This is a genomic window from Caballeronia sp. ATUFL_F1_KS4A, assembly GCF_023630905.1.
GTDB lineage: Bacteria > Pseudomonadota > Gammaproteobacteria > Burkholderiales > Burkholderiaceae > Caballeronia > Caballeronia zhejiangensis.
In genome coordinates this window covers 1-25,451 of record NZ_JALQEB010000040.1, presented here as the reverse complement: position 1 = coordinate 25,451, position 25,451 = coordinate 1, and the positions used below count along the sequence as shown (strand labels likewise).

Here is a 25,451-nt window from a genome sequence, read left to right as displayed (position 1 = left end):
TTTTGCGCGGATCCCAAGATGAACTTCGAACTTCTGTTTTCCCCGGCTTCGTCGGCGCACGCGGGCCAGCCGGTGCGTTACGCGCTGACCGGCGCGAAGGGCGGTTTCGCCCGCACGCTGCTCGCGCAGACGCGGCTGATGGCGCGCCTCTTTCCGGCGGTCCTGTGCGATCTCGACGTCGCCGGGTTGCGCGCGATGTGCATCGAGCTGGGTTTCGATGAAGCCGCGCTCGTCGAATGCGCCGATGCCGCGAGCGTCGCCGCGCTCGACGCCGGCAAGATCGCGCTCGTCGCCGACGTCGCGCTGATCGCCTCGGCGCAGTACGACATCCTCGTCGAAGCGACCGGCAATCCGTCGGTGGGCTATCGCGTGGCGGTCGCGGCGCTCATCGCAAAGCGCCACGTCGCGATGGTGAGCAAGGAAGTCGATTCGGTCGCGGGCGTGTCGCTCGCGCGGCTCGCCCAGCGCCAGGGCGTCGTCTACACGACGGCGGACGGCGATCAGCCGTCGAACCTGATCGGCTGGGTGACGTGGGCGCGCGTGCTGGGGCTCGATGTCGTCGCGGCGGGCAAGTCGAGCGAATACGACCTCGTGTTCGACGATGCGACCGGCAAGGTCACACAGCTCGATCAGACGTTCGAAGCGCCGGAACTCGCCGGCCTCATGTCGCTCGGCGACGACATTCCCGCGACGCTCGCCGCGCGCCGCGAAGCGCTGCGCGGCCGCAAGACATCGGCGACGGCGGATTACTGCGAGATGAGCGTCGTCGCGACGAACACGAACCTCGTATCCGACGTCGAACTGCTGCATTACCCGGTCGCGCGCACGACCGAACTTGCCGACATCTACGCGCTGCGCGAAGACGGCGGCGTGCTGTCGCGCTCGGGCGTCATCGACGTGTTCAACATGCTGCGCCGTCCCGACGAGGCGAGCTTCGCGGGCGGCGTGTTCGTCGTCGTGCGTACCTTCGATGCGCCGACGTGGGAACTGCTCGCGCAAAAGGGCCACGTCGTGAGCCGCAACGGCCGCTACGCGTGCCTGTATCTGCCGTATCACTTCATGGGCGTCGAGACGCCGATCACGCTGCTCGACGCGGTGCTGCACGGGCGTCCGTCGGGCGCGGCGAAGCCGGCGCAATGCGTCGTGCTGGCGGGCCGCGCGAACGTGGATATCGCCGCGGGCACGGTGCTCCACATGGGCGGCCATCATCACGACGTGACCGGCGTGCAGGCCGTGCTGCTCGATCGCAGGAACGCCCCCGCCGATGTCGCGCCGCTGTATCTCGCGGCTCACACGACGCTCGCACGCGATGTGAAGGCGGGCGAACTCATCACGATCGCCGATCTGTACAACCCCGACGAAGCGCTGTTGAGCGCATGGACGACGGGCTGCGCCTGAGCGCCGCACGTTCCGATAACGACGAAATCATTCGACACTGAATCAGGAAGGGGACACCATGCGGGGAGAATTCGGGACGATCACGATGGCCGTGATCGCGATTGTCGTGCTGATCGTTTTGATCGCGCGATACAGGCTGAGTCCGTTCATCGCGCTGACGCTGGTCGCGCTCGGACTCGGGCTCGCGGCGGGCGTGACGCCGGAGCACGCGATCGACAGCTTCACGAAGGGCTTCGGCGGCGCGCTGGCGCGCACCGGGCCGGTCGTGGGTCTGGGCGCGGTGCTGGGCGGCATCATGATCGGCACGGGCGGCGCGGACCGCATCGCGAATGCGTTCGTCGGCAAGCGGCCGTTGTGGCTCGCGCCGTGGACGGTCTGCGCGGCGGCGCTCTTGATCGGCATGCCGCATCTGTTCGACGTGAGCTTCATCATGCTCGCGCCGCTCGTCTATACGATCGCGCGGCGCACCGGCAGCCATCTGCTGTATATCGGCTTGCCGCTCGCAGCCGGCCTTTACGTGTCGCACGGTCTGCTGCCGCCGCATCCGGCGCCGACGCTCGCCGTGACCGCGTATCACGCCAACACCGGCCTCACGCTGCTTTACGGTCTCATCATCGCGATTCCGGCGGCGGTGATTACCGGTCCGCTCTTCACCGCGTTCGCGCGACGCAGCTTCGGCCCGGCGCCCGATCTTTCGAAGGGCCCGGGCGGCACGCGCACCGATGCGGAGAACGCCACCGACGTGTCGCTCGCGCTGTCCGTGCTGTGCCTGCTGATTCCGCCCGGACTGATGCTCGCGGGCACCGTCGGGATGGACTACAGCACGAAGGGCACCGGGCAATACGTGTTCTTCCAGTCGCTCAACGATCCGATCCTGTCGCTGCTTGCCGCGGTGATCTTCGCGTTCTTCGCGCTCGGCATCAAGGCGCGATTCCCGCTCGCGGACATGCAGAAGATGATCGGCAAGGGCATCGCGCCGCTCTCGGCGATCCTGCTGATTCTCGGCGCGGGCGGCGGCTTCAAGCAGATGCTTACATCGATCCATCTGGACACCATCATCGTCACGCACACGGCGAGCTGGGCCGTGAGCCCGCTCGTGCTGGCATGGGTGATCGCCGCGCTGCTGCGCGTGTGCGTCGGCTCGGCGACGGTCGCGACGGTGGCGGCTTCGGGCATCGTCGCGCCGCTGCTTATGTCGCATCCGGGCGTCTCGCCGGAACTGATGGTGCTCGCGACCGCATCCGGCGCGGTGATGCTGTCGCATGTGAACGACTCCGGCTTCTGGCTTTTCAAGGAGTATTTCCAGCTGACGGTCTCGCAGACCCTGCGGACGTGGACGCTGATGCTGTGCGTGCAGTCGCTGGTCGGGCTCGCGGGGGTGCTGCTCATCAACATGTTCATCGGCTAAGATAGGCGACCCCCGGCGAGCCCGCGCGCCGGGGCGCTTAATGAAGGTTTTCTCATGTCGAGCCAGGCCAAACCCGATGCATCCGATGTCCCGCTGATTCCCGATCAGCGGCGCGAGGCCATGCTGCGCCAGTTGCGCCGGGACAAGGTGCTGTCGGTGCATCAGCTGATGGAATCGTTCAACTGTTCGCACATGACGGTCCGGCGCGATATCGCCGCACTCGAGGAAGCCGGATTCGTCTATACGGTGCCGGGCGGCGTGCGGATCGCGAGTCATCTGAACAGCGAGCCGAGCCATCAGTCGAAGGCGGTCGTCGAACAGCCGCAGAAGCAGGCCATCGCGCGCCGCGCCGCAGAAGGTCTGCGCTCCGGCATGTCGATCTATCTCGATGCCGGCACGACCATGCTGTCGTTCGTGCCGCATATCGTCGAGCTGTCGGACATGACGGTCGTGACCAACGACTTCCAGATCGTGCGCGAACTCGCCAGCGCGACGCATGTGAACGTCATACACATCGGCGGACAGCTCGATCACCGGAACCTTTCGAGCGTCGGCACGCTCGCGGCGGCGACGCTGCGTCAGGTCGTGCTCGACGTCGCGTTCATCTCGGCGAGTTCGTGGGACTTGCGCCGTGGCGTGACCACGCCTTCCGCGCCGAAAGTCGAAGTCAAGCTCGCTGCGATGGAAGCCGCCTCGCGCAACGTGCTCACGGTCGCGAGTTCGAAATACGGCACGGTCGGGCTATACAAGGTAGCGAGTCTCGAAAGCTTCGATCAGGTCATCACCGACGATGGCCTCGCCCCGGCTGCCGCAACGGGCATCCGTCAATCGGGAATCGATCTGGCGCTGGCCGCGGTCGAGTGATCCCGGCGGCTCGCCGCACGCATCCATTTTTCGAAAGCGCGTTTCACATCGCGGGACACGCGTCGCGCGTGCGGCGCTTTGACTTTTCGCGGCTTGAAAGCGTGTTTTGCATCGCAAAAACGATCGGCCATCTCGTTGATTTGAAACGATAAATACTGTCTTGTGTCTTATATAAGACTTGGCTCGCCAGCGAAGAAAGGGCATTACCATGTAGTCATGCGGTTTCGCTTCGACTATTCATCTAACGCGCTTTGTTCTTAGGAGAGTCACATGGCCCAGTATCAAGACGACATCAAGGCAGTTGCCGGTTTGAAAGAGAATCACGGCAGCGCGTGGAGTGCCATCAATCCCGAATATGCCGCGCGCATGCGTGCGCAGAACAAGTTCAAGACGGGCCTCGACATCGCGAAGTACACGGCGAAAATCATGCGTGCCGACATGGCCGCCTACGACGCTGACCCGTCGAAGTACACGCAGTCGCTCGGTTGCTGGCACGGATTCATCGGCCAGCAGAAGATGATCTCCATCAAGAAGCACTTCAACAGCACCGAGCGCCGTTACCTTTATCTGTCCGGCTGGATGGTCGCCGCGCTGCGCTCCGAGTTCGGTCCGCTGCCGGATCAGTCGATGCACGAAAAAACCTCGGTCAGCGCGCTGATCCGCGAGTTGTACACGTTCCTGCGCCAGGCCGACGCGCGTGAGCTCGGCGGCCTGTTCCGTCAGCTCGATGCGGCTGAAGGCGCTGCCAAGGCCGCCATTCAGGAAAAGATCGACAACCACGTGACGCACGTCGTGCCGATCATCGCCGACATCGACGCGGGTTTCGGCAACGCGGAAGCGACGTACCTGCTTGCCAAGCAGTTCATCGAAGCGGGCGCGTGCTGCATCCAGATCGAAAATCAGGTGTCCGACGAGAAGCAGTGCGGTCACCAGGACGGGAAAGTCACCGTGCCGCACGAGGATTTCCTCGCCAAGATTCGCGCGATCCGTTACGCGTTCCTGGAACTCGGTGTCGACGACGGCATCATCGTGGCGCGTACCGATTCGCTCGGCGCGGGCCTCACCAAGCAGATTGCCGTGACGCGCACACCGGGCGACCTGGGCGATCAATACAATTCGTTCCTCGATTGCGAAGAACTGACGGCGGACGAACTGGGCAATGGCGACGTCATCATCAAGCGTGACGGCAAGCTGCTGCGTCCCAAGCGCCTGCCGAGCAACCTGTTCCAGTTCCGCGCCGGCTCGGGCGAGGCGCGCTGCGTGCTGGATTGCGTCACCGCGCTGCAGAACGGCGCCGACCTGCTGTGGATCGAAACCGAGAAACCGCATATCGCGCAGATCGGCGGCATGGTCAGCGAGATCCGCAAGGTCATTCCGAACGCCAAGCTGGTGTACAACAACAGCCCGTCGTTCAACTGGACGCTGAACTTCCGCCAGCAGGCGTACGACGCGATGAAGGCCGCGGGCAAGGATGTTTCGGCCTACGACCGCGCCCAGTTGATGAGCGTGGAATACGATCAGACCGAACTCGCGCAGCTCGCCGATGAAAAGATCCGCACCTTCCAGGCCGACGCGTCGCGCGAAGCGGGCATCTTCCATCATCTGATCACGCTGCCGACGTATCACACGGCCGCGCTGTCGACCGACAATCTCGCCAAGGAATACTTCGGCGACCAGGGCATGCTGGGTTATGTGGCGGGCGTGCAGCGCAAGGAAATCCGTCAGGGCATCGCGTGCGTGAAGCACCAGAACATGTCCGGCTCGGACATCGGCGACGATCACAAGGAGTATTTCAGCGGCGAAGCGGCTTTGAAGGCGGCGGGGAAAGACAACACGATGAACCAGTTCTGATCGCGCTCGTACTTCACGCGAAATGACAAATGGCCCGATCGGCTTGCGCTGATCGGGCCATATTTGCGTTCATCAAGACCTACCGGGGAACGCGCCGCGCTGAATCAGGAATTCGTCCAGTTGCTCGAACGTTTCGGGCATTGCTTCGTCCATTCCCTCGATGGCGACGTCGAGCGCTTCCTTCGACGGATACAGCTCGTGCATCACGAGCAGCGTCTTGCCATCTTTCTCTTCGAGGGTCACGGTCGTGACGGCGCCATCGTCGCTTTCCTCGTTGGTCCAGACGAGGCGCGCATCCGGAACCACGTCGAGGTATCTGCCGAAGAACGCCATGGGCGCCGATGCCTCGGGATGAGCGAACGCCAGCCGATAGCGCCCGCCGACACCCACGTCCTGTTCGCACGAGAGCAGGGTCGCACCGCTCGACTTCGGCACCCACCATTGCCTGAAAAGCTCGGGCGTGGTCCACGCTTCGAACACGAGCCGCGGCGGCGCGTCGAAGATTCGCGTGATGACCATCTCGAGCTCGGACTTGCGCTCCGATGCGGTGCGGTTGCTCGTGCGGGCGGGCTCATTTTCTCTGCTTGCGACCATCACGTTTCTCCTTGCGTTTGAGTTCCTCGATGACCGTGCCCAGCGCGTCGAAACGTTCATGCTTTCATGCACTGTCGATGCTCCGGCCGTTCGCCGCCACGAATGCGATGGTGAATTGTGCGCCACCTTCTTCGCGATTGACAGCCGCGATCCGCGCGCCGAATCCGTCGACGATGGGCGACGTGATCGCGAGCCCGAGGCCGGTCCGTGTCCGCGCGGCTTGGTCGTGACGAGCGGATCGAACAGATGCGCGAAGTTTTCCGAAGGCGAGGTTCGCGGCACGCGCCGCATTCCGAAATTTCAGAATCGCTCGATTTTCGATGGGCGAGCTTTTAGACTGCGAGTTGCCCTTTCACGCAACCGGAGCGCCTTCACGCATGACGAGAACCAATGAATATCAGCAGCCGATCGGCGAAGCGGTAACGGACTGGAAAACGCGTGAGCGCCCGGCGCGCATCGGCATCGACGGCAGGCATTGCCGCATCGAGCCGCTCGACTTGGATCGCCACGCGGCCGATCTCTTCGATGCCTACGGCCGCGCGCCGGACGGCAGCGACTGGACTTATCTTTTCGTCGGGCCGTTCGCGGATTTCGAAACCTTTCGCGACTATCTGGCGAAAGCCGCCGCGTCCGCCGATCCGCTGCATTACACGGTCATCGATTCGGCGACCGGCAAGGCGGTCGGCACGCTCGCGCTGATGCGGATCGAGCCTGTGCATGGCGTCATCGAAATGGGCAGCGTCACGTTCTCGCCCCTGCTCAAGCAGACGCGCATATCGACGGAAGCGCAATATCTGCTGATGCGCTATGTTTTCGACGATTTGGGCTACAGGCGCTACGAATGGAAGTGCGACAGCCTGAACGCGCCTTCGCGCAAGACGGCGCTTCGGCTCGGCTTCGAGTTCGAAGGCATCTTCAGGCAGGCGATCGTCTACAAGGGACGCAATCGCGATACGGCGTGGTACGCGATCATCGATAAGGACTGGCCGCGCATCCGGCGCGGCTTCGAACGCTGGCTCGCCGACGATAACTTCGACGTGAACGGCAGGCAGCGTGCATCGCTCGCGCAATTGCGGGACGAGGCCGCTTAGAAAGCGCATCGTCCGCGATTGCGCGTGCGTCGATTACTTCTTGATCTCGAGCAGTTCGACTTCGAACGTCAGGTCGCTGTTCGGCGGAATCGTGCCGACGCCGCGGCTGCCGTAGGCGGTTGCGGCCGGGCAGGTCAGCTTCGCCTTGCCGCCGACCTTGATCTTCTGCACGCCTTGCGTCCAGCACGGAATCACGCGGTTGAGCGGGAAGGTCGCGGGGCCGCCGTGCTTGCTCGAGCTGTCGAATTCGGTGCCGTCGGCGAGCGTGCCGCGATAGTTGACGCTCACGGTGTCGTCGGCGGTGGGTTGCGCGCCGGTGCCTTGCTTGAGGTGCTCGACGACGACACCCGACGGCAGCTTCTCGGTGGTGTTGGCGGCGAACGCGGTGGTTGCGATGGCGGATGCGGCGAGCAGAGCGATGACTGATTTCATGCGATAACCTCGTTGAACGGAAGGGCCATTATATCGACAGCCCTTTGGCCTCAATTCGTCCGCGCCTCCGGGCATTCCGTCCGGTACCAGATATCGACCTGACGCTGCGCCGCATGCAGATCGTCGGGATAGTACGGGTCGAAAAATTTCGACGGATCGTAGCCCGCTCGTTCGAGCGCGGCCAGTTCGCTCAGATTGCGCTCGCGCGTCAGCGGCGCGTGGTTTCTGAGCGCGGTGAGATCGCGGCATTGCGCAGCGCTCAGATTCGGCGCGCCTGGCTGCGAGCCGCCTGCGGCACAACCGGCGAGCGCAATGGCGAGCGCCGGGATCATCGATAGTGTTTTCATGTTGCGTTTTCCTCCGGTTCGGGGCGTCTATCGGAAGTATCCCTAGTTGAGCGGAAATCCGCTCGAACTGCTTCGCGCAGCCCGGCGAGCGCTGCAGCCGCGCCATTGTTTGCGAATCGCGAACGACGCATTCGGCGGTTCGCCCGTTCTTTTCGAAGCGCGTCTGAGTCACCCTCTGTTGCGTCGACGATGCCGCATTTCAACCACGCGGCGCGCGATTCTGACTCAGGAGACAAAGATGACCTCGAACCGGTGGGATACGTCCTACGAATGGAAGGCCGTGACGCTGCTTGCGCTCGGATTCGGCCTTGTCGGCCTCGATCGATGGCTGATCGCGCCGCTCTTTCCGGCAATGATGAAGGACCTGCATCTCACCGCGCAGGATGTCGGCAACTGCATCGGCATACTGGGGCTGTCGTGGGGCGTGTTCGCCGCGCTGATGGGCGGCATCTCCGACAAGATCGGACGTCGCAAAGTGCTGATTCCCGCGATCATCGCGTTTTCGCTGCTATCCGGATTTTCGGGTGTCGCGGGCGGCCTCGCCAGCCTGCTCGCCGTGCGCTCGCTGATGGGCGTCGCCGAAGGCTCGTTCTGTCCGACGAGTTTCGCCGCGACCGCCGACGCCTCGCATCCGAAGCGGCGCGGCTTCAATCTCGGGCTGCAGCAAAGCGGATTCGCACTCTTCGGGCTTGCGCTTTCGCCGATCATCGCGACGCAACTGCTCAACGTCGTGTCGTGGCGCTGGGTGTTCGCGCTCGTGTCCATTCCCGGCTTGATACTCGGCGTGCTGATGTTCTTCGTGATTCGGGAACCGGCGTCGGCGCCTGCGCAACAGCAGGCCGCGAAGGGCAACTGGCGCGACGTGCTGAAGAGCCGCAACATTCCCGTCGCGATGGTCGCGCTCTTCTGCGCGATGACGGGCGTCTTCGTGCTCGGCGCGATGCTGCCGCTTTACCTCACCGACTATCTCGCGCTCGACACGCAGCGCATGGGCATCGTCGTATCGGCGATTGGCTTTGGCGGATTCGTCGGCCAGTTCGCGTTGCCGGGACTCTCCGATCTCGTCGGACGGCGGCTTGCGAGCATCGCCGGTTTCGCGGGCACGGCCGTCATGCTGTACGTGTTTCGCGGCGTCGGGGCGCAGCCGCTCGTTCTGTTCATCGTGCTGTTCGTGGCGTCGTTCTTCACGCTCGGCCTCGTTTCGCTGCTGTCCGGGCCGGTCGCGACGGAAGCGGCGCCGATCGGCATGGTGTCGACGGCGATCGGCATCGTCGTCGGCGCGGGCGAGATCTTCGGCGGCGGCGTGGCGCCCGCGATCGCGGGTTTCGTCGCTACACGATTCGGAATCCAGAATATTCTCTGGCTCCCGATCTGCGCGGTGATTCTGGGCATCGGCGTGAGCCTGCTGCTCGAAGAGACCGCGCCCGCCCGCGTGCGCGGAAAAGCGCGCGGCGTGGGGCTCGTCGGAGGCGAGCAGCCCGAGTAAGCGCATACGCGCGCTGCGGATACACTGACATGCTGGACACGCTCGAAAGGGACCAGCATGGATCGTTTTCTCAGCATAGAGGCCTTCGTGCGCGTGGCGGAGACCAGCAGCTTCGCGGAAGCGGCGCGGCAGCTCGGCGTCGCCAGTTCGGTCGTCACCACGCGCATTCAGCAGTTGGAGAAATTCCTCAATGTGCCGCTGTTTCATCGCAGCACGCGGCACGTCAGGCTATCCGATGTCGGCGAGGCGTTCTATCGAGACTGCGCGGAAGTGGTGGGGCGCGTCAACGAACTGACCGACCAGATGCGCGAGTTGCGCGCGACACCGACCGGGCGGCTGCGCATTCAGATGTTGCCGGGCTTCGCGCTCGGTCACTTCGGCGCATCGCTGGCCGAATTCAATCGACGGTATCCCGGCATCCAGCTCGACGTGATCGTCAACGACCGTGTCGTCGATCCGATCGAAGAGGGCTTCGACGTCGCGTTCCAGATCTTTCCGGCGATCTCCGAATCGCTGATCGAGCGGCGTCTCTTCACCGTCCGGCGGCTCTTTTGCGCCGCGCCTTCCTACGTGAACGAACATGGCGCGCCGCGGCATCCGCGCGAACTGCTCGATCACAGGACGGCGCTTTACTCGGGCTATCCGTCGCGCAATCGCTGGACGATGACGCGCGGCAGCGAGGTCGTCGAAATAGAACTGCCGGGCATCGTGCGTTCGAATTCAGTGCACTTGCTGCACGACTACGCGCTGACGGGCGGCGGCGTGGTGTGCCTGCCGACGCTCGTCGCGAGCGCGTCGCTGCTCAATGGCTCGCTCGTGCCGATTCTGCCGGACTACGCGCTCTCTCCAATGAACTTCGCAGCCGTCTATCCCGCGACGCAGCGGCAAGGGCTCAAGGTGAAAGCGCTGGTCGAATTTCTCGCCGAGCGGCTGGGTCCGGAGCCGGCGTGGGACGTGCCGCTCATCGAACGAGGATGGGTTAGTTAGCCATGCAACTAACTGTCCTTTCGCGCCCGTCCCTTGAACAACGCGCTCAACGACGCTGCGGCCCGAACATGCGCGACAAGGCCCGCGCGAGTTCCTTCACAACGGCATCGGCAGTCGGGTGATGCAGCAGCGCGATATCCATTGTCTCGATGGCGGGCAAGCCGCTTTTCGCTGTCAGCACGACGTGATCCGGCGATACGGCGCGCGCCGGAAGCAGGCTGATGCCCAGACCATCGGCGACGGCCGCCTGGATGCCGCTCAGACTCGAACAGATGAACGCGAGCCGCCAGCGTCGGCCGATGCTTTCGATCGCATGGGTCATGTCGTCGCGATACAGCCCGCGCGGCGGAAACGCGACGAGCGGAATCGGATCGAGTTGAATCGCCGGATTCGTCGCGCTGTCGATCCATCGCAATTGCTCGGGCCATGTCGCGACGGCTTCGCGGCTATTGCGCCGCTGCTTCACGAGGACGAGATCGAGATCGCCGCGATCGTAGCTGTTGCTCAGATCGCGGACCAGTCCGCTCGTCACTTCGAGCTTCACTTGCGGATGCTTGCGATTGAAGGCCGCGAGCATGTGCGTCGTCGGTCCGCCGACGAAGTCTTCCGGCACGCCGAGCCGGACCGTCACGCCGACGTTCGCGCCCGATAGCGCCTCGATCATTTCGTCGTTGAGCGCGAGCATGCGGCGCGCGTAGGCGAGCAGGGTTTCACCGGCGTCGGTCGGGCGAACATCGCCGCTGCCGCGTTCCAGCAGCTTGTGCCCCGCCATGTCCTCGAGGCGGCGCACCTTCTGGCTGATCGTCGATTGCGTCGAATGAAGCCGCGCGGATGCGGCGGTGAAGGTGCCGCAATCGGCCACCATGACGATGGCCTTCAGCAAGTCGAGGTCGAACAGCGGCGTGCGTGCGTTGGGAAGGTGTTTCATCGACCCGATGGATCTTCGAATGGGACATCGACTTCTATCACGCGCGAAGGGCGCTGGCAATCGCGTGATAGTGTTCCGGTAGGGCAGTGCGTCCGCTTACCGATATCGCCGACATGACTCGTTCTCTCTATCTCTGCAATGTCCGCCTGGCCGATGGCCAACAGGTTTCCGTATCCATCGTCGATGGTCGTATCGACGCGCTCGGCGCAGATGCCGCCGCCCCACGCGATGCGCAGATCGAAGACGGCGGCGGCGCGTTGCTGCTGCCGGGCTTCGTCGAAGGTCATACGCATGTCGATAAGAGCAACTGGGGGCGTCCGTGGTATCGCAACGAAGTCGGCCCGCTGCTCACCGATCGCATCGGCAACGAACGCGAATGGCGCAGGACATCGGGACACGATGCGGCCGCGCAATCGCTCGCGCTGTCGCGTGCATTCGTGGCTGCGGGCACGACGCGTCTGCGCACGCACGTCGATATCGACACCGACGCACGCCTGCGCCATCTCGAAGGCGTACTCGCAACACGGCAGACGATGCGCGATACGCTCGACATGCAGATCGTCGCGTTTCCGCAGTCGGGCATGCTGATTCGTCCGGGCACCGTCGAGCTGCTCGGCGAAGCGCTCGCAGAAGGCGCCGATGTGCTCGGCGCGCTCGATCCCGCGTTGATCGACGGCGATCCGGTCGCATCGTTGAACGCGACCTTGGCGCTCGCGCAACGCTATCGCAAGCCGATCGACATCCATCTGCACGAACCGGGCGAGATCGGCGCGTTCACGCTGAAACTGCTGCTGGATCGCGTGCAAGCGTCGGGCATGCAGGGACAGGTCGTCGTCAGTCACGGCTTTTGTCTTGGCGCGCTGCCGGAGCGCGAGCGCGATGTGCTGCTCGATCGCATCGCTGATTTGCGCGTGGCGCTGCTGACGAGCGCGCCGCCTTCGTGCACGGTGCCGCCGCTCAAGCTATGCCGCGAGAAGGGCATCACGATGTTCGGCGGCAACGACGGCATCCGCGATACATGGACGCCGTACGGCGTGCCCGACATGCTCGAACGCGCGATGCTGATCGGCATGCGCTACGACTTGCGGCGCGACGACGATCTCACGATCGCGTTCGATTGCGTGAGCGATGCGGCAGCGCGCGGCTGCGGTTTCGCGGACTACGGCCTGCGCGTGGGCGCGCGCGCGGATCTCGTGCTCGTCGATGCCGAGACCGTCGCCCATGCGGTCGTGACGCGGCCCGTGCGCAAGCTCGTCGTTGCGAACGGACGTATCGTCGCGCGCGACGGCGTGCTGACGCCGCCTCGCGCATGACGCTCAACGCGGTGCGTTGAGCGTCAGCTTCATATGGCGGTTCACGTCCTTGTACAGCAGATAGCGGAAGCGGCTCGGTCCGCCCGCATAACAGGCTTGCGGACAGAATGCGCGCAGCCACATGAAGTCGCCGGCTTCGACTTCGACCCAGTCCTGATTCAGCCGATACACCGCCTTGCCTTCGAGCACATACAGGCCGTGCTCCATCACGTGCGTTTCTGCGAACGGAATCACGCCGCCCGGCTGGAACGTAACGATGTTGACGTGCATGTCGTGACGCATGTCGCTGGTATCGACGAAACGCGTCGTCACCCAGCGGCCTTCGGTGCCCGGCATCGGAATCGGCTCGATGTCCTGCTCGTTCGTGACGAACGCTTCGGGAAGCGGCACGCCATCGACGGCTTCATAGTGCTTGCGAACCCAGTGAAAACGCGCCGCATCCTTATGACGATTGCGCAACTGCCAGTTCGTGCCGGGCGGAATGAACGCATACCCGCCTGTCTTCAGAACATGCAAGGTGCCTTGCAAAGTCAGTTCGATCTCGCCTTCGACGACGAACAGCACGCCTTCGGCATTCGGGTCCTGTTCGGGCTTTTCGCTGCCGCCGCCCGGCGCCACTTCCATGATGTATTGCGAGAACGTCTCGGCGAATCCGGTAAGCGGACGCGCGAGCACCCAGAGACGCGTCTTGTCCCAGAACGGCAGATGACTCGTGACGATATCGCGCATCACGCCTTTGGGAATGACGGCATACGCTTCAGTGAACATCGCGCGATCGGTGAGCAGCTCGGTCTGCGATGGATGACCGCCGTGCGGCGCGTAGTACGTGTTGCTTGACATACGAAAGTCTCCGTTAGGTTCACGCCGTCGTCGTGATTTCGACGCCTTGGTCGTCCGGCTTTCCCGGACGCGAATGACAGGCGCGACGAATTTACCCGGCAGAACACATACAAAATATCGGAGATGCGCGCTATCGACAAATTAAATGTTCGAATGCAGGGTATCCATTTCCTGAATGGGCCGGCGAACGATTCTTTATGCAGACGCTTACGAAGATCAGCGAAGAACATGCCCGAGCACGATCACATACACCGCCGTGATCGCAAGCTGACATAAGGTGAACGGCAATCCATAGCGCAGAAAGCGCCCGAAGCTGACCGGCGCGCCTTCCTGCGCGCAGATTCCCGCTGCCACGATGTTCGCCGCCGAGCCGACGAGCGTCGCGTTGCCGCCGAGCGTCGCGCCGTACATCATGCCGATGAAGACCGGAATCACCGCGTCGGGCCACTGCGTGAACTGGTCGGAGAGCGCGGCCTCCGGCACGAATTCCGCCGTGACGAGATAGCCCTTGACCATCACGATCGACGCAGCCGCGACCGGCACGTTCGCGAGCACGGAAGAGAGCAGGCCGATGCCGCCGATCATCGCGAGCGCGACGAGCGCGAGTCGCGTGCCGAACACTTCATACAGCTTGAGCGACATGACTTGCAGCAGTCCCGTCTTGGCCATGCCCTGCACGAGACAGAAAATGCAGGTGAGGAACAGCAGCGTCTTCCAGTCGACGTCGCGCAGCACGCGATCGGTCGGCTCGACCCTGAACGCATACGCGACGAGCAGCGCGAGCGCACTCGCGATCACGGCGACGACGGGTGGCACGATGCGCGTCGGCAACTCTTCGCCGAGCACGAAGAGGACCATCATCAGCGCGAGCACGACGACGGCGAGCGCCGCGTACACGGGCCGCTTGAGCTTCGTTCCCGGGCTGCGCGGCGGTAGCGGCGTGACGCTGCGCCAGATGCCGCGCATGAGGATCGGCAAGAGCGGAATCACGACGATGATCGCGAGCAGACCACCGAGGCTCGCGCGCCGCAGATACTCGCCGAAGCTCATGCCGATCGAACTGCCGACGAGAAACGTCGCCGGATCGCCGACGAGCGTCAGCAGGCCGGCGGCGTTGCTGAGCAGGGCGGTGAGGATCAGCGGCGGCACGATATCGAGTTCGAGCGCGCGCGCGACGCGAACGATGATCGGCGCGAGCAGGATCACCGTCGTCGCGTTGGGAAGCAAGGCGCATAGCGGCGCGACGATCACGATCAAGAGAAGCAGGAAGCGCTTGCCGCTGCCCGCCGTCGCGCGCAGATAGTATTCGCCGACGAGATCGAAGAGACCCGTCGTCGAAAGAATCCGCGCGACGATCATGCCGCCGAACAGCAGGCTGATCGGTCCTGCCGCGGTGCGCGCGGTCGCGATCAGATCCTGCTCGTCGATGATGCCGAGCGCGATCAGCACGCTTGCACCGACGAGCGCGGCGACGGCCATGTCGATCAGATCGAAGGCGATCACGAGGATCACCGCCGAGAACACGCCGACTACGAGATAGATTTGCCAATCGCTCATGATGGGCTCGTGCGGGCGCTATTGCATCGGCGGCGCGTACATCAGGCCGCCGCGTCGGTAGAGTTCGTTCAGTCCGCGTTCGAGTTTGAGCGGACTTCCGGTGCCGAGATTGCGGTCGAACATTTCTCCGTAATTGCCGGCGCTTTTCAGCGCACGAATCGTCCAGCCGGGGTCGATGCCGAGCGTCGCGGTGACGCTCGCATCCGGCACGAGCGCGCGGGCCACGATCGGATCGCGGACGCGCTCCGCTTCGTTGCTCCGCGTCACGCCGACTTCTTCGGCGGTGATGAGCGTGAAGAGCACCCAGCGGACGATGACGAGCCAGCGGTCATCGTCGCCGCGCACGGCGGGCGCGTGCGGCTGCTTCGAGATTCGCTCGGTCAGGATCGTCATGGACGACGGGCCGCCCGGCGCGCGGCTGCGCAGCGTGGCGAGCAGGGAGGTATCGGCGGTCACGGCGCCGCATCGGCCGGAGACGAACGCGTGCTCCAGTTCCGTCACCGAGCCGAGCACGAGCGGCTTCAGGTCGAGCGCGTTCGCATTCGAATAGCCGGCGAGATTGCTTTCGCTCGTGGTCTCGCGTTGCACGCAGACCGTGGCGCCCCTGAGCGACGCGAGCGTGCGAATGCCGCTCTTCGCCGGCACCATGAACGCCTGAGCGTCATAGAACAGCACGCCCGCGAACTGCACGGCGAGCGTGCCTTCGCGCAGCAGCGTCCAGGTCGTGTTGCGCGCGAGCAGATCGACGCGGCCCGTCCTGAGCGCCGGAAAACGCGCGGACGTCCTGAGTGGAACGAAGGCGACCTTGTTCGCGTCGCCGAGCGTCGCGGCGGCCACCGCGCGGCAGAAGTCCGCGTCGATGCCCGACCAGTGCCCGGACGCATCCTGCTGTGAAAAGCCCGCGATGCCGTCGCTGACGCCGCATCGCAGAACGCCGCGCGCCTTGACTTGCGCGAGCGTGTCCGATCCCGCCGCGAGGACGGGCGCGCCCGATGTCAGCAGCGCGAGCAGCACGGCGCCGACGATCGCGATGAATCTCCCCGATGCGTTTGCCATCGTCTTCTCTTGTTGAAGACTTCCGTTCACGGCGTATTGCCACGCAGTTCATGCTCGAAAGGCGAGCGTGTGATATTGCTTGTTTCTACCCGTTCGAAGAGACACGTGACAATAAGGTTGTAGACGAAAACGGATTCAGTTCAAGCGGTCATTTACCGGATACTGTTGCCCCGCCAGGGGCTGGGAGAATTCGATGCGCGCCTTCGTCTCGCTGCCGGTTCTTGCGTTGCCGATCCTTCTCGCCGCGTGCAACACGCCGCCGATTCCGCCGGGCAAATCGGTGGACATACCCACGGCGCTCCAGAACGTCCTCGATGGCGTGTGCAACTTCCGGAAGACGCAGGCCGAGCGCAAGCAGAACTACGGCGTGGCGATCGATTCGATCACCGTCGAACTCGATCTGACCGTCGATGGCGCGCAGACTCCGCCCGTCGCCGTCGCGCCCGATATCAAGTTCATCCCGACCGTCAGTTACGGGCACATCATCACGGCGAATACGGGAAGCAGGCTGCTCGTATCGCTGAAGAATCTCGATGGCGCGAAAGGCGCGGACATGCAGTGCCCGCCGCCGCCGCCGCCGCCGCCCGCCAGCCCCGCTAAGTAAGCGAGGGTTTACCGCAATCCATTCCTGCTTGACGTCGGCTGCGCTGCGCCTGATACTTTGTCCGTACAAAGTGATGTTTAAGACAGGAGGCATGACGCAATGCATTCGGACAGAGTAGGCAAGCAGCGATATCGGGCGAGTTACGGCCGTTATCTGGAGGATTTCACAGTCGGCGATATATACGAGCATCGCCCGGGCCGCACGATCACAGACGCGGACAACATTCAGTTCTCGCTGCTGACGATGAACTTTCATCCGATGCACTGCGACGCGCATCACGCCTCGAAGAGCGAGTTCGGCAAGCTTCTCGTGAGCAGCGGCCTCACGGTCGCGATCGTGCTCGGCATGTCGGTGAACGACGTGAGCGGCAAGGCCATCGCCAATCTCGGCTGGAAGGAAATTCGCCTGACGGGCCCTGTTTTTGCGGGCGATACGCTTTATGCGGAGTCGGAAGTGCTCGAAGTGCGCGAATCGAAATCGCGCCCGACGCAGGGCATCGTCACGGTGCACACGCGCGCGTTCAATCAGGACGGCAAGCCCGTCATGGATTTCATCCGTACCGCGCTGATCGCCAAGCGCGGCCACGGCACCGCCGAAGACTGACCGCACATATCGCCGGCGTTGTCGCGCGCCGGCGTCCCGTTTCCGTTTCGCATACAAGACCGTTCGATTGCATCGATGCATCGGCGCACGGCGGCGAGACGGTTCATCGTCACAGTACTGGAGACAACTGTGAGTCATTACGTTAGCTCGGGCGCCCGGCTGGACCGGCTGCCGATGTCGCGTTTTCACTGGAAGATTCTGGGCCTCATCAGCGCGGGCGCGTGCCTCGACGCGTTCGACGTCTATCTCGCGGGCGGCGTATCCGCCGCGATGCTCAAGGCGGGTTTCTCGACGATGCAGCTCAACGCATTGTTCGTGTCGTCGGGCTTTTTTGGCATGGTGATCGGCGCGGGCTTGTCCGGCTATCTCGGCGATCGCTTCGGACGCCGCTCGTCGTATCAGTTCAATCTCGCGCTCTTCGGTTTGATGTCCTTCGTCGCCGCGTTCGCACCGAATATCCAGTGGCTGATCGGCGCGCGCTTCGTCATGGGCATCGGGCTGGGCGCGGAGCTGGTCGTCGCGGCGGGCACGTTGTGCGAGTTCATTCCGCCCGCGTATCGCGGACGCTGGATTTCGCTGCTCGGTCTCATCGTCAATTCGGGTCTCGTGCTCGCGACGAGTGTCGGTTACGTGGTGATTCCGCATCTCGGCTGGCGCTGGATGTTCGGCATCGCGGGCATCGGCGCGGTGATCGTATGGGCGCTGCGTCATCGCATGCCGGAATCGCCGCGCTGGCTCGAATCGGTCGGACGCACGCAGGAAGCCGAGGACACCGTGAGCGCGATCGAAGCCGAAGTCGCGCATCAGAAGGGACCGCTGCCCGACTGTGCGCGCACGCAGAATCTCGAAGTGCCGCGCGCGCCGCTGTCGGCGCTGTTTCGCCGCGGCATGATCGGACGCACGCTGACGGCCGCATTGACGGCGATCGCGGTGAACGTCGCGGTGTACGGCTTCGTCGCGTGGCTGCCGACGTTCTTCGTCCACGAAGGACGCGATATTGTCACGTCGCTCGGCTTCACGACGCTGATGTCGTTCGGCGCACCGTTCGGCGCAGTGCTCGGCTACCTCACCGCCGACCGCCTCGGACGCGCGAAAGGTCTCGTGTTCTATAGCGTCATCGCGATCGTGCTGGGCTTCGTCTATCCGCAGATGACGGCCAACGCGGCGATCGCCATCGTCGGCTTCACGCTCGTCAGTTGCATCTTCGGCATCGTCACGCTGGGTCTCTTCGGCTACGTGCCCGAGCTCTTCCCGACCGCGCTGCGCCTGCGCGGCACCGGCGTGGCGGGCGTGTGCGGACGTATCGCGTCGATGCTCACGTCGTATGCCGCCGTGATCCTGTATGCGCAACTCGGGCTGTTCGGCGTGCTCGGCATGGTCGCGGGCGTTCTGATCCTGCTCGTGATCGCCGTGCTGAGCCTCGGCGTGGACGCGAACCAGTTCTCGCTGGAAGAAGTCTCGCCCGATGAAGAAGCCAACGCAGACGATCTGCCGCTCAACCATCAGGGAGCCACGCGATGAACGCACGCAACGACATGCAGCAGGCGCAAACCGTATCGCAACGCCTTGCATCGTTTTCGACGCATCTGCAATTGAGCGACGTGCCGCAAAGCGTGCGCGAGCGCGCGAAGCATCTGATTCTCGACAGCATCGGCCTGGCTTATGCGACCTTGAAACTGCCGTACGCGACCTCGACGCTCGCCGCGATGCAGGAGCTCGGCAGCGGCGAAGCGACGGTGTTCGGCCACACGCAGAAGCTCGCATTGCGCGATGCGATGCTGCTCAACGGCCTTCTGATTCACAGCCTCGACTTCGACGACACGCATGCACGCGGCGTGATCCACTCGACGGCGAGCGCGTTTCCGGTCGCGTTCAATCTCGCGGAGCGCGAGAACGCGAGCGGCGCGGATCTGCTCACCGCGTATCTCTGCGCGATGGAAGTATCGACGCGCGTCGGCTCGGCGGCGAAGAGCGGCTTTCATCGCGCGGGCTTTCATCCGACGGGACTCGTCGGCGCATTCGGATGCGCGCTCGGCGCGGCGCGTCTTCTGGGTCTGCCGGTCGAAGCGGCGCGGCATGCGCAAGGCATCGTGCTGTCGATGGCATCGGGCAATCTCGAGTTCCTGCAGGACGGCGCGTGGACCAAGCGTCTGCATCCGGGATGGGCGGCGGTAGCGGGCGCGACTTCGGCGACGCTCGCGAAGCATGGTTATATCGGTCCGGGCGCGGCTTATGAAGGACGCTTCGGTCTCTATGCGCTTTACATGAAGACGCCGCTCGAAGCGGGCGATATCGATATCGCAACGGCGGGCCTCGGCGAGACATGGGAGATCGACGGCGTTGCGTTGAAGCCGATTCCCGCGTGTCACTTCACGCATGCTTCGTCGGATGCGGCCATCGCGCTTCATCGCGCACATGGTTTGCAAGCCGACGACATCGAGCGTGTGATCGTGCGCGTGCCCGGCCCGACGATTCCCATCGTGTGCGAGCCGGTCGCGCCGAAGCAAAGGCCGTCGAACAGCTATGACGCGCAGTTCAGCATTCCGTACATCGTCGCGACGGGGTTGTTGCGCGGCCGCTTCACGCTCGACGATCTCGAAGCCGAAGCGCTCGCCGATGAAACCGTGCGCGCCGTCGCGGCCCGCGTCACGCACGAAGCGGATCAGGACTCGACGTTTCCGCGTCACTACACCGGCGAAGTGATCGTCCATACGCGGGACGGCCGCATGCTGACGCATCGCGAGTCGATCAATCGCGGCTCGTCGGACAGGCCGCTCACGAATGAGGACATCGTCGCGAAGTTCTTCGACAACGCGCAGCGCAACGTATCGCGCGATGCCGCCGAGCGCATCTGCGAAGCGGTGCTCTCGCTCGACACGCGACCGGCGCGCACGCTTGCGCAAGCGCTCGCATAAGACGTACACACGAATACAGGAGAAGCAATGGCCACCATCGACGCCGATCAACAGCAGGACATGAGCAATTACGAAGAGAACGAGACGCTCATTCTCGACATGCTCGACCGCTTCCTCAAGACGGAAGTGAAACCCTACGTGCACGAACTCGATGCGAAGGACGAGTATCCGCACGAGATCGTCGAGAAGATGAAGGACATGGGACTCTTCGGCTGTCTGATCTCGCCCGAGTACGGCGGCCTCGGTCTCACGACTTCGACGTACGCGAAGATCGTCGATCGCATTTCCGCGGTATGGATGTCGGTGAGCGGCATCATCAATTCGCATCTCATCATGGCGATGACGATCCAGCGCAACGGCACCGAAGCGCAGAAGCGCGAGTTCCTGCCGCGCATGGCGACGGGCGAGCTGCGCGGCGGCATCGGCCTGACCGAACCGGATTGCGGCACGGACCTTCAGGCGATCCGCACGGTCGCGAGGCGCGACGGCGATCACTATGTCGTCAACGGCAGCAAGACGTGGATCACGAACAGCAAGTACGGCAACATCCTCGCGCTGCTCGTGAAGACCGATCCGGAAGCGCAGCCGCGTCACAAGGGCATGAGCCTTCTGATCGTCGAGAAGGGACCGGGCTTCGAAGTGAGCCGTCAGTTGCAAAAGCTCGGCTATAAGGGCATCGATACGTGCGAGCTTACGTTCACCGATTTTCGCGTGCCGGTGTCGAGCGTGATCGGCGGGCAGGAAGGGCTCGGCCTCAAGCAGATTCTGAGCGGGCTGGAGCTGGGCCGCATCAATGTCGCCGCGCGCGGGGTCGGTGTTGCGCAAGCCGCGCTCGATGAAGCGGTCGCGTATTCGCAGCAGCGCAAGACCTTCGGCAAGCCGATCTGCGAGCATCAGGCGATTGCGCTCAAGCTCGGCGAAATGGCGACGCGCGTGGAAGCGGCGCGCCTTCTGACGGACTCGGCCGCGCGCGCATACGACAAAGGTCTGCGCTGCGACATGGAAGCGGGCATGGCGAAGTACTTCGCAACCGAAGCGGCTGTCGAGAACAGCATGGAAGCAATGCGCATTCATGGCGCGTATGGCTATTCGAAGGAATACAACGTCGAGCGGCTGTATCGCGATGCGCCGCTTCTGACCATCGGCGAAGGCACCAACGAGATGCAACGCCTGATCATCGCCAAGATGCTGATTGCGAGGAACCCTGCATGAGCCTGCCTCTTTCCGGCGTACGCATCGTCGCCATAGAACAATACGGCGCAGGTCCGTTCGCGACCCAACATCTCGCCGATCTCGGCGCGGAAGTCATCAAGATCGAAAACTTCCGCGAAGGCGGCGATGTGGGCCGCAACGTGGGACCGCATTTTTTCGGCGAAGGCGATAGCCACTTCTTCGAAGCGTTCAATCGCAACAAGTGCAGTCTGACGCTCGATCTGAAGAAGCCCGAAGGGCGCGACGTGCTGCTCGATCTCGTCAAGTCGAGCGATGCCGTCTTCAACAATCTGCGCGGCGATCTGCCCGTGAAGCTGGGTCTCACTTACGATCAGTTGAAGGACGCGAATCCGGCTATCGTATGCGCGCATTTGTCGGCATATGGACGCACCGGCAGCCGCGCATCGTGGCCCGGCTACGACTATCTGATGCAGGCGGAAGCGGGTTATCTCTCGGTCACTGGCGAGCCGGACAGTCCGCCGGCGCGCTTCGGTCTGTCGATCATCGATCTGATGACGGGCACCACCGCCGCGATGGCGCTGCTCGCGGGTCTCGTGCAGGCGCGCACGACGGGCATCGGCCGCGACATGGACACGAGTCTCTTCGATGTCGCGCTGCATAACCTCGCGTATGTCGGCACTTGGTATCTGAACGGCGGCACGGTGACAGGACGGGACCGGCGCTCCGCGCATCCGTCGCTGACGCCGAGCCAGCTGTACAAGACGAAGGACGGCTGGATCTTCCTGATGTGCAACAAGGAAAAGTTCTGGGGCGTGCTGGCGGAGATACTCGACAAGCCTTCGTGGATCACCGATGAACGCTTCTGCAATTTCAAGGCGCGGCTCGCGAATCGCGATCTCGTCGAACAGGAACTCGATGCGGCGCTTTCGCGCGCGACGACCGCCGAATGGCTCGCACGTCTGGGCGGACGCGTGCCCGCCGCGCCGGTGTACGACATCAAGCAGGCGCTCGACAATCCGTTCGTCGCGGAGCGGCAAGGCGTGACCGAAGCGGAGCATCCGCGCTTCGGCAAGGTGCGCAACGTGGCGGCGCCGGTTCGCGTGAACGAGACCTTGCCCGCGCGTTCGGCGCCCGAACTGGGACAGGACAACGCGAGGCTTTTCGCCGAACTCGGTTACGATGCTGGTCGGATCGCCCGGTTGCGCGAGAGCGGTGCGGTGCAATGACGATGCTCGCACCGGATGATGTCGCGCGACAGGCGGATCCCTCCGTCAATCCTTCATCGTGCGTGCAAAAGATGGTCAACGTGCTCGGTCAGCAGCCGCGCTATCTGCAATTGGCGCAGACGCTCATCAACGAAATACAGAGCGGGCGCTTTCCGGTGGGCTCCACCATTCCCACCGAATTCGAACTCTGCGAGCAGTTCGGCGCGAGCCGCTCGACCGTGCGCGAGGCAGTCAAGCAGCTCGTGCAGCTCGGCATGGTCGTGCGGCAGGCCGGCATCGGCACGACCGTCAAGGCCGTGAATTCGGAAGGCAGCTATCGGCAGGTCATGCAGCAGTTGAGCGACCTGCATCGCTATTCCGCCGATACCGCGCTCGAGGTCCTGAAAAAAGAGACCGTCGAAGTGAGCGATGCGTCGCTCTGCAAGATGTTGCAGGCGAAGCCCGGCGAAACGTGGTTGCGTCTCGAAGGCATTCGTCGTTCGCCGGAGAGCGTCGATCCGATCTGTCATACCGAGGTCTATATCCAGCCGGCGTTTCGTTCGCTGACAGGCATCGAGGATGATCCACACACGCCGATCTTCACGATGATCGAGCGTCAGTTCGGCGAGCAGATCGCGCGCGTGGAGCAGGAGATTCGCGCGGTGGCGCTGCCCGCGAACATCGCGCGTCTCGTCAACGCGAAGGCGCGTTCGCCCGCGCTATGGCTGTCGCGCCGCTACTTCAACAAGCGCGGCGAGATCGTCGAAGCGGCGGTCAGCATTCATCCCGCCGACCGCTTCAGTTATTCGGAGACGTTCCAGCGCGGCTGGAGCGGCACCTGACGCATTCGAGGAAATCCGCATGATTGCACGCAGTTTTCTGTTCGTTCCGGGCGATCGTCCGGAACGGTTCGACAAGGCATTGGCGACGCACGCGCATCGCGTGGTCATCGATCTGGAAGATGCCGTGGCCGTCGATGCCAAGGCGCAAGCTCGCGCGCAGATCGCGCATTGGTTACGTGAGACGCATGAGCGCGTCGTGATTCGCGTCAACGCTTTCGGTACGCCATGGCACGAAGAAGACGTCGCGATGATTCGCGCGGCGAACGTGCGCGCCGTGATGGTGCCGAAGGCCGAAGATGCGGCGCAACTCGCGGATATCGCGGCACGTTGCGCCGATGACGTCGAGTTGATCGCGCTGGTTGAGAGCGTTGCGGGCGTGGTGCGTATGCGCGAGATCGCGCAATGCGGGCGCGTTGCGCGGCTCGCGTTCGGCTCGTTCGATTTCGGCGTGGACGCGGGCATCGACGGCACCGGGCGCGAACTGGACTATGTGCGTTCGCAGTTTGTCATCGAGTCGCGGTTTGCGGGCCTGCCGCCGCCGATCGATGGCGTAACGCTCGCGACGAGCGACCTCGACGCGATCAACGCCGACGTGCTCGATGCGCGCCGCTTCGGTTTCGGCGGCAAGCTATGCATTCATCCGAAGCAGGTGGACGCCGTGAATGACGGCTTCGCACCGAGCGCCGCCGAACGCGAATGGGCGGCACGCGTGCTCGCTGCGCTGGAAGCGAATCCGCGCGGCGCGATCTCGGTGGACGGGAAACTGGTCGACAAGCCGATCGTCGATCGCGCGCGAAGAATTCAAGCCGCGTGAACGCGGTTCAACGGAGAGCAAGCGAATGAAGGTATTGGTTCCAGTGAAGCGCGTCGTCGATTACAACGTGAAGGTCCGCGTGAAATCGGACAACACGGGTGTCGATATCGCGAACGTGAAGATGTCGATGAACCCGTTCGATGAAATCGCTGTTGAGGAAGCGGTGCGATTGAAGGAAGCGGGCGTCGCTACGGAAGTGATCGCTGTGTCGTGTGGTGTTACGCAATGTCAGGAGACGTTGCGGACGGCGTTGGCTATCGGTGCGGATCGCGCTGTGCTGATCGAAAGCGCAGAGGAATTGCAGCCGTTGGCGGTGGCGAAGCTGTTGAAGGCATTGGTCGATCAGGAGAAGCCTGAACTCGTGATCCTCGGCAAGCAGGCTATCGATGACGATTCGAATCAGACCGGTCAGATGCTTGCTGCATTGGCGGGTTTGCCGCAAGCGACGTTCGCATCGAAGGTCGTTATCGCCGATGGTAAAGCGACTGTATCGCGTGAGGTCGATGGCGGCGCCGAGACGCTTTTGTTGAAGCTGCCCGCAGTAATCACGACAGACCTGCGCCTGAACGAGCCGCGCTATGTGACGCTGCCCAACATCATGAAGGCGAAGAAGAAGCCTTTAAGCACGATGACGCCTGCCGATCTTGACGTCGATGTTACGCCGCGTCTGAAGACGCTGAAAGTCGTCGAGCCGCCGAAGCGCAGCGCGGGCATCACGGTGCCCGACGTGAAGACGCTGGTCGAAAAACTGAAGAACGAAGCGAAGGTGATCTGATGACGACTCTTGTTATTGCAGAACACGACAATGCGTCGATCAAGGCAGCGACGCTGAACACGGTTGCAGCGGCATCGAAGATTGGTGGCGATGTGCATGTGCTGATCGCGGGCTCGAACGCGCAGGGCGCGGCGGATGCGGCGGCGAAGATCGCGGGCGTTTCGAAAGTGCTCCTCGCCGATGCGCCGCAACTCGCTGAAGGCCTCGCGGAAAACGTCGAAGCTACGGTGTTGAACGTCGCGAAGGATTATTCGCACATCCTCGCTCCGGCGACCGCGTACGGTAAGAACATCGCGCCGCGTATCGCTGCACACTTGGATGTCGCGCAAATCAGCGACATCACCGCCGTCGATAGCGCCGATACTTTC

The 25,451-nt window shown here is 63.5% G+C and carries 24 protein-coding genes and 2 pseudogenes; 19 read left to right on the top strand and 7 right to left on the bottom strand.

Annotation, left to right across the window (positions count from 1 at the left end):
* Positions 1 to 18: 18 nt before the first annotated feature.
* The 4 genes from NCS03_RS27610 (at position 19) to NCS03_RS27595 (ending at position 5,521) form a co-directional block, all read left to right on the top strand.
* On the top strand, positions 19 to 1,398 hold the full coding sequence (locus tag NCS03_RS27610) for a homoserine dehydrogenase NAD-binding protein (RefSeq protein ID WP_008346927.1): 1,380 nt from the start codon (positions 19 to 21) through the stop codon (positions 1,396 to 1,398).
* Between the two features lie 58 nt (positions 1,399 to 1,456).
* The gene (locus tag NCS03_RS27605) at positions 1,457 to 2,806 is read left to right on the top strand and encodes a GntT/GntP/DsdX family permease (RefSeq protein WP_033537184.1); all 1,350 of its coding nucleotides are present in this window, start codon (positions 1,457 to 1,459) and stop codon (positions 2,804 to 2,806) included.
* 54 nt (positions 2,807 to 2,860) lie between these two features.
* The gene (locus NCS03_RS27600) at positions 2,861 to 3,670 is read left to right on the top strand and encodes a DeoR/GlpR family DNA-binding transcription regulator (protein WP_008346923.1); all 810 of its coding nucleotides are present in this window, start codon (positions 2,861 to 2,863) and stop codon (positions 3,668 to 3,670) included.
* A 270-nt stretch (positions 3,671 to 3,940) separates the two neighbouring features.
* Positions 3,941 to 5,521, top strand: a complete 1,581-nt coding sequence (locus NCS03_RS27595) for an isocitrate lyase (RefSeq protein ID WP_008346921.1) — start codon at positions 3,941 to 3,943, stop codon at positions 5,519 to 5,521.
* 72 nt (positions 5,522 to 5,593) lie between these two features.
* Here the strand turns inward: NCS03_RS27595 and NCS03_RS27590 are convergent, their stop codons facing one another.
* Positions 5,594 to 6,040 carry an SRPBCC family protein gene (locus NCS03_RS27590; RefSeq protein ID WP_250530258.1) on the bottom strand — a complete coding sequence of 149 codons (447 nt, stop codon included), beginning with the start codon at positions 6,038 to 6,040 and terminating at the stop codon, positions 5,594 to 5,596.
* Between NCS03_RS27590 and NCS03_RS31370 the strand changes: the two genes are divergently transcribed.
* Together NCS03_RS31370 and NCS03_RS27580 are read left to right on the top strand one after the other, a co-directional pair.
* Complete coding sequence (locus tag NCS03_RS31370) at positions 6,033 to 6,509, top strand: hypothetical protein (protein WP_502801548.1); 477 nt, start codon at positions 6,033 to 6,035, stop codon at positions 6,507 to 6,509. The two genes, NCS03_RS27590 and NCS03_RS31370, sit on opposite strands and share 8 nt — an antisense overlap.
* Positions 6,493 to 7,203: pseudogene (locus tag NCS03_RS27580) on the top strand (GNAT family N-acetyltransferase); the annotation flags it as partial. The gene NCS03_RS31370 and the pseudogene NCS03_RS27580, both read left to right, overlap by 17 nt.
* Before the next feature lie 36 nt (positions 7,204 to 7,239).
* Here NCS03_RS27580 and NCS03_RS27575 read toward each other — a convergent pair.
* Together NCS03_RS27575 and NCS03_RS27570 are read right to left on the bottom strand one after the other, a co-directional pair.
* Positions 7,240 to 7,638 (bottom strand): FKBP-type peptidyl-prolyl cis-trans isomerase, encoded by a 399-nt coding sequence (locus NCS03_RS27575; RefSeq protein WP_008346914.1) that lies wholly within the window; start codon positions 7,636 to 7,638, stop codon positions 7,240 to 7,242.
* A gap of 50 nt (positions 7,639 to 7,688) precedes the next feature.
* Entirely contained in the window at positions 7,689 to 7,985 is a 297-nt protein-coding gene (locus NCS03_RS27570) for a DUF4148 domain-containing protein (protein ID WP_175981500.1), read from the bottom strand.
* Positions 7,986 to 8,223: 238 nt separating this feature from the next.
* On the opposite strand from NCS03_RS27570, the gene NCS03_RS27565 reads away from it, so the two are divergent.
* Together NCS03_RS27565 and NCS03_RS27560 are read left to right on the top strand one after the other, a co-directional pair.
* Positions 8,224 to 9,471 carry an MFS transporter gene (locus NCS03_RS27565; RefSeq protein WP_008346909.1) on the top strand — a complete coding sequence of 416 codons (1,248 nt, stop codon included), beginning with the start codon at positions 8,224 to 8,226 and terminating at the stop codon, positions 9,469 to 9,471.
* 57 nt (positions 9,472 to 9,528) lie between these two features.
* Positions 9,529 to 10,458, top strand: coding sequence for a LysR family transcriptional regulator (locus NCS03_RS27560; RefSeq protein ID WP_008346907.1), 930 nt, complete (start codon positions 9,529 to 9,531; stop codon positions 10,456 to 10,458).
* 46 nt (positions 10,459 to 10,504) lie between these two features.
* Here NCS03_RS27560 and NCS03_RS27555 read toward each other — a convergent pair whose 3' ends face one another.
* On the bottom strand, positions 10,505 to 11,386 hold the full coding sequence (locus tag NCS03_RS27555) for a LysR family transcriptional regulator (RefSeq protein ID WP_250530224.1): 882 nt from the start codon (positions 11,384 to 11,386) through the stop codon (positions 10,505 to 10,507).
* A 113-nt stretch (positions 11,387 to 11,499) separates the two neighbouring features.
* Between NCS03_RS27555 and NCS03_RS27550 the strand changes: the two genes are divergently transcribed.
* On the top strand, positions 11,500 to 12,699 hold the full coding sequence (locus NCS03_RS27550; RefSeq protein WP_008346905.1) for an amidohydrolase family protein: 1,200 nt from the start codon (positions 11,500 to 11,502) through the stop codon (positions 12,697 to 12,699).
* 3 nt (positions 12,700 to 12,702) lie between these two features.
* Here the strand turns inward: NCS03_RS27550 and NCS03_RS27545 are convergent, their stop codons facing one another.
* From NCS03_RS27545 to NCS03_RS27535, 3 genes are all read right to left on the bottom strand, one after another.
* Complete coding sequence (locus NCS03_RS27545) at positions 12,703 to 13,539, bottom strand: bifunctional allantoicase/(S)-ureidoglycine aminohydrolase (protein ID WP_008346903.1); 837 nt, start codon at positions 13,537 to 13,539, stop codon at positions 12,703 to 12,705.
* 216 nt (positions 13,540 to 13,755) lie between these two features.
* Positions 13,756 to 15,096, bottom strand: a complete 1,341-nt coding sequence (locus NCS03_RS27540) for an ArsB/NhaD family transporter (protein ID WP_008346901.1) — start codon at positions 15,094 to 15,096, stop codon at positions 13,756 to 13,758.
* A gap of 18 nt (positions 15,097 to 15,114) precedes the next feature.
* A complete protein-coding gene (locus NCS03_RS27535) occupies positions 15,115 to 16,152 on the bottom strand; it encodes an amino acid ABC transporter substrate-binding protein (protein WP_175981507.1) in 1,038 nt (345 codons plus the stop codon).
* 193 nt (positions 16,153 to 16,345) lie between these two features.
* Between NCS03_RS27535 and NCS03_RS27530 the strand changes: the two genes are divergently transcribed.
* The 10 genes and pseudogenes from NCS03_RS27530 to NCS03_RS27485 all read left to right on the top strand — a co-directional run.
* Positions 16,346 to 16,756, top strand: coding sequence for a hypothetical protein (locus tag NCS03_RS27530; RefSeq protein WP_250530223.1), 411 nt, complete (start codon positions 16,346 to 16,348; stop codon positions 16,754 to 16,756).
* A 99-nt stretch (positions 16,757 to 16,855) separates the two neighbouring features.
* Positions 16,856 to 17,359, top strand: coding sequence for a MaoC family dehydratase (locus NCS03_RS27525; RefSeq protein ID WP_008346896.1), 504 nt, complete (start codon positions 16,856 to 16,858; stop codon positions 17,357 to 17,359).
* Positions 17,360 to 17,533: 174 nt separating this feature from the next.
* Positions 17,534 to 18,880, top strand: coding sequence for an MFS transporter (locus tag NCS03_RS27520; protein ID WP_008346894.1), 1,347 nt, complete (start codon positions 17,534 to 17,536; stop codon positions 18,878 to 18,880).
* Positions 18,877 to 20,274, top strand: coding sequence for an MmgE/PrpD family protein (locus NCS03_RS27515; RefSeq protein WP_250530222.1), 1,398 nt, complete (start codon positions 18,877 to 18,879; stop codon positions 20,272 to 20,274). The genes NCS03_RS27520 and NCS03_RS27515 overlap by 4 nt, the downstream gene beginning before the upstream one ends.
* A 27-nt stretch (positions 20,275 to 20,301) precedes the next feature.
* Positions 20,302 to 21,486, top strand: coding sequence for an acyl-CoA dehydrogenase family protein (locus NCS03_RS27510; RefSeq protein ID WP_008346890.1), 1,185 nt, complete (start codon positions 20,302 to 20,304; stop codon positions 21,484 to 21,486).
* Positions 21,483 to 22,673, top strand: coding sequence for a CaiB/BaiF CoA transferase family protein (locus tag NCS03_RS27505; RefSeq protein ID WP_008346888.1), 1,191 nt, complete (start codon positions 21,483 to 21,485; stop codon positions 22,671 to 22,673). The genes NCS03_RS27510 and NCS03_RS27505 overlap by 4 nt, the downstream gene beginning before the upstream one ends.
* Before the next feature lie 71 nt (positions 22,674 to 22,744).
* Positions 22,745 to 23,494 carry a GntR family transcriptional regulator gene (locus NCS03_RS27500; RefSeq protein WP_051078976.1) on the top strand — a complete coding sequence of 250 codons (750 nt, stop codon included), beginning with the start codon at positions 22,745 to 22,747 and terminating at the stop codon, positions 23,492 to 23,494.
* 19 nt (positions 23,495 to 23,513) lie between these two features.
* The gene (locus tag NCS03_RS27495) at positions 23,514 to 24,308 is read left to right on the top strand and encodes an HpcH/HpaI aldolase/citrate lyase family protein (protein WP_250530221.1); all 795 of its coding nucleotides are present in this window, start codon (positions 23,514 to 23,516) and stop codon (positions 24,306 to 24,308) included.
* A gap of 25 nt (positions 24,309 to 24,333) precedes the next feature.
* On the top strand, positions 24,334 to 25,083 hold the full coding sequence (locus NCS03_RS27490; RefSeq protein WP_250530220.1) for an electron transfer flavoprotein subunit beta/FixA family protein: 750 nt from the start codon (positions 24,334 to 24,336) through the stop codon (positions 25,081 to 25,083).
* Positions 25,083 to 25,451, top strand: a pseudogene (locus NCS03_RS27485) (electron transfer flavoprotein subunit alpha/FixB family protein); the annotation flags it as partial. The gene NCS03_RS27490 and the pseudogene NCS03_RS27485, both read left to right, overlap by 1 nt.

Bases quoted from the DNA above. Each gene is read 5' to 3' on its own strand.
- NCS03_RS27565 (WP_008346909.1), top strand. From the start codon at position 8,224: ATGACCTCGAACCGGTGGGATACGTCCTACGAATGGAAGGCCGTGACG.
- NCS03_RS27520 (WP_008346894.1), top strand. From the start codon at position 17,534: ATGTCGCGTTTTCACTGGAAGATTCTGGGCCTCATCAGCGCGGGCGCG.
- NCS03_RS27525 (WP_008346896.1), top strand. From the start codon at position 16,856: ATGCATTCGGACAGAGTAGGCAAGCAGCGATATCGGGCGAGTTACGGC.
- NCS03_RS27490 (WP_250530220.1), top strand. From the start codon at position 24,334: ATGAAGGTATTGGTTCCAGTGAAGCGCGTCGTCGATTACAACGTGAAG.
- NCS03_RS27535 (WP_175981507.1), bottom strand. From the start codon at position 16,152: ATGGCAAACGCATCGGGGAGATTCATCGCGATCGTCGGCGCCGTGCTG.
- NCS03_RS27600 (WP_008346923.1), top strand. From the start codon at position 2,861: ATGTCGAGCCAGGCCAAACCCGATGCATCCGATGTCCCGCTGATTCCC.
- NCS03_RS27500 (WP_051078976.1), top strand. From the start codon at position 22,745: ATGGTCAACGTGCTCGGTCAGCAGCCGCGCTATCTGCAATTGGCGCAG.
- NCS03_RS27530 (WP_250530223.1), top strand. From the start codon at position 16,346: ATGCGCGCCTTCGTCTCGCTGCCGGTTCTTGCGTTGCCGATCCTTCTC.
- NCS03_RS27570 (WP_175981500.1), bottom strand. From the start codon at position 7,985: ATGAAAACACTATCGATGATCCCGGCGCTCGCCATTGCGCTCGCCGGT.
- NCS03_RS27495 (WP_250530221.1), top strand. From the start codon at position 23,514: ATGATTGCACGCAGTTTTCTGTTCGTTCCGGGCGATCGTCCGGAACGG.
- NCS03_RS27605 (WP_033537184.1), top strand. From the start codon at position 1,457: ATGCGGGGAGAATTCGGGACGATCACGATGGCCGTGATCGCGATTGTC.
- NCS03_RS27575 (WP_008346914.1), bottom strand. From the start codon at position 7,638: ATGAAATCAGTCATCGCTCTGCTCGCCGCATCCGCCATCGCAACCACC.
- NCS03_RS27595 (WP_008346921.1), top strand. From the start codon at position 3,941: ATGGCCCAGTATCAAGACGACATCAAGGCAGTTGCCGGTTTGAAAGAG.
- NCS03_RS27505 (WP_008346888.1), top strand. From the start codon at position 21,483: ATGAGCCTGCCTCTTTCCGGCGTACGCATCGTCGCCATAGAACAATAC.
- NCS03_RS27545 (WP_008346903.1), bottom strand. From the start codon at position 13,539: ATGTCAAGCAACACGTACTACGCGCCGCACGGCGGTCATCCATCGCAG.
- NCS03_RS27590 (WP_250530258.1), bottom strand. From the start codon at position 6,040: ATGGTCATCACGCGAATCTTCGACGCGCCGCCGCGGCTCGTGTTCGAA.
- NCS03_RS27560 (WP_008346907.1), top strand. From the start codon at position 9,529: ATGGATCGTTTTCTCAGCATAGAGGCCTTCGTGCGCGTGGCGGAGACC.
- NCS03_RS27610 (WP_008346927.1), top strand. From the start codon at position 19: ATGAACTTCGAACTTCTGTTTTCCCCGGCTTCGTCGGCGCACGCGGGC.
- NCS03_RS27555 (WP_250530224.1), bottom strand. From the start codon at position 11,386: ATGAAACACCTTCCCAACGCACGCACGCCGCTGTTCGACCTCGACTTG.
- NCS03_RS31370 (WP_502801548.1), top strand. From the start codon at position 6,033: ATGACCATCTCGAGCTCGGACTTGCGCTCCGATGCGGTGCGGTTGCTC.
- NCS03_RS27540 (WP_008346901.1), bottom strand. From the start codon at position 15,096: ATGAGCGATTGGCAAATCTATCTCGTAGTCGGCGTGTTCTCGGCGGTG.
- NCS03_RS27510 (WP_008346890.1), top strand. From the start codon at position 20,302: ATGGCCACCATCGACGCCGATCAACAGCAGGACATGAGCAATTACGAA.
- NCS03_RS27550 (WP_008346905.1), top strand. From the start codon at position 11,500: ATGACTCGTTCTCTCTATCTCTGCAATGTCCGCCTGGCCGATGGCCAA.
- NCS03_RS27515 (WP_250530222.1), top strand. From the start codon at position 18,877: ATGAACGCACGCAACGACATGCAGCAGGCGCAAACCGTATCGCAACGC.